Consider the following 2,057-nt stretch of genomic DNA (forward strand, 5'->3'; position numbering starts at 1 on the left):
GCCCTGCCCCGCACCACAGACGCCGATCCGAAAACGCTGATCACGCGCCGCACCCCACCCGCACCACCCCAGCCCGCCCCCACCGTGACCATCGGGATCGCCAACGCCGCCGAAGTCCCACTGGCCACCCTCGCCCGGGCAGGCGGCTGCTCCTGGACCGGCCCCGGCGCTGAGGCGGCCGCCCGCGCTCTGCTGACCGGCATCCTCACCGCCGCCGAACGCCAACGCCCCGGCACGCCCCAGGTGAAAGGCGTCCTCACCCAAGACCTGGCCGATCGTCTCCTGCCAGGCATGCCACCGAAGTTCAGCGCCCTGACCGTGACCGACGATTTCGAACACGCGATCCGCTGCGCGGAAGAACACCTCATCGCCCACGCCCACCACCAACGAGACACTCAAGACACCGAAGATGAGCCGGCAACGACAAAGGCCGGGGAAGAAGAGAGCCGCGGACCGGGCTCTCTCGTCCTCCTTGCCCAGCCGGACGCCGCGCACGCCGGACGCCTGACGACTCTGGCCGACCGCAGCTGGCAAGCCGCCCTCATCGTCCTCACCCTCGGCGCCCTGCCCGGCGCCACAAGCTGGCACATCGCCCATGACGGCGCCGCCACACAACAGACGGCAACCGGCGGACAATTCGATGACCTCCAGCTGTTCCACCTTGCCCCACAGGCCGGTCGCGACGTCCTGGAAGTCCTGCTCACCGGGCATGACGAGCGACCGCGCCTGCGCATGGTCCCCGGCGCGCGAGCAGCCGCGCCTGCCCCCGACAGCCTGGAACAGGGCACTGCCGAGGAGTCCGATGACGAGCCGCCGGCGGCCGGACCAGACCCCGCGGAGCCCGTAAAACCCGAGGAACCACAACAGACCAAGCCGGTCCACTTGAATGTCCTCGGCCCAGTAACGCTCTACGTTCAGGGAAATCCCGAACCCGTCGGAGGGGGACTGCGTGATGAAGTACGAGAATTCCTCGCCCTCCTGGCAGTCCATCCCACTGGACTGATCGCCGACGACATCGCCCGGAACCTGCGCCTCAGCGAAGACCCCGACCAGGTCGCAAGAGATCTGAAAAACCTGCGCCGCGCTGTACGACGCGTGCTGCGCGCCGCCACCGGGCAGAGCCGGGCTGAATTCATCCAGCTGCACGGAGAACTGCACAAACTCAACCCCGGCATGATCGAAACGGACCTCGCCGCCTTCACTCAAGCCCTCCACGAGGCAGCGACCACCACCCACACGCCCCAGCGACTGTCCGCACTGCGCCGCGCCGCCGAGCATTATCACGGCCCCTTCGCCCACGGCGGCGACTACCCCTGGAGCGACAGCGTCCGCGCGTCACTCGCGAGCAAAGCCGCCGACGCGGTCGCAGCCCTCGCCCACCACGCGGAACACACCGGCGCCCGCCAGGACGCCGACGACGCACTCGCCCTGCTGGACAAGGCCATCACCCTCAGCCCCACCCACGAACGGCTCTACCAGCACGCCATCCGCCTGCACCAAGCCGCGGGCCGACACGACACAGCCCGCCACACCTTCACCCTCCTGGAACGCAACCTCAAAGAACTCGGCCTCGAACCAGACCCCGCCACCCGCGCGCTGCTCACCACCCGCACCCGCACCGCCCACCTGGGATAACCAGCTTCCCTCCCGCCAGGCGGCGGGACCTTCGGCATCTGCCAGTGGCCACCGGCACCCGCCGAGTGGCCCGGGTGGCTCGCTGGCATACCCCCCGTCGATCCGGGGTTCGTTCCGGGGGCCGAATCGGGGCCCGGCCTTGGACGCGACACCCCGCACGCCGGATCACCGCAGGTCACAACCCCTGCGAGCCGGGAGCCAGTGAGGGCGACTGTATATCGGTACAGCAACGCACCCCGATCTACCTCACCGGCGCCCGGCCCCTCGGCCAAATGAACACGGCCTGTTGCGCTCTCCCCGGCCCCTGACGACCTGCCCCCATTACCAGCACTTTTCATTCCTTGCCGGCCTTCAGCCCGGACAAGAGCAAAGGCGCGGCGGCGCCCAGGCGTAAGCCGAGGGTGCCGCCGCGCCCGTGCCGC

At 69.6% G+C, this 2,057-nt stretch carries 1 protein-coding gene and 1 pseudogene; one reads left to right on the forward strand and one right to left on the reverse strand.

From position 1 onward, the window contains the following. Positions 1 to 1,206: pseudogene (locus CCN51_RS57735) on the reverse strand (hypothetical protein); the annotation flags it as partial. Between CCN51_RS57735 and CCN51_RS57740 the strand changes: the two are divergent. Continuing rightward, on the forward strand, positions 1,174 to 1,635 hold the full coding sequence (locus CCN51_RS57740) for an AfsR/SARP family transcriptional regulator (RefSeq protein ID WP_245881672.1): 462 nt from the start codon (positions 1,174 to 1,176) through the stop codon (positions 1,633 to 1,635). The pseudogene CCN51_RS57735 and the gene CCN51_RS57740 sit on opposite strands and share 33 nt — an antisense overlap. The last annotated feature ends 422 nt before the right edge of the window (positions 1,636 to 2,057 follow it).

This window comes from Streptomyces milbemycinicus (assembly GCF_002154605.1).
Lineage (GTDB): Bacteria > Actinomycetota > Actinomycetes > Streptomycetales > Streptomycetaceae > Streptomyces > Streptomyces milbemycinicus.

Coding starts and splice junctions, on each gene's coding strand:
- CCN51_RS57740 (WP_245881672.1), top strand. CDS start 1,174: ATGATCGAAACGGACCTCGCCGCCTTCACTCAAGCCCTCCACGAGGCA.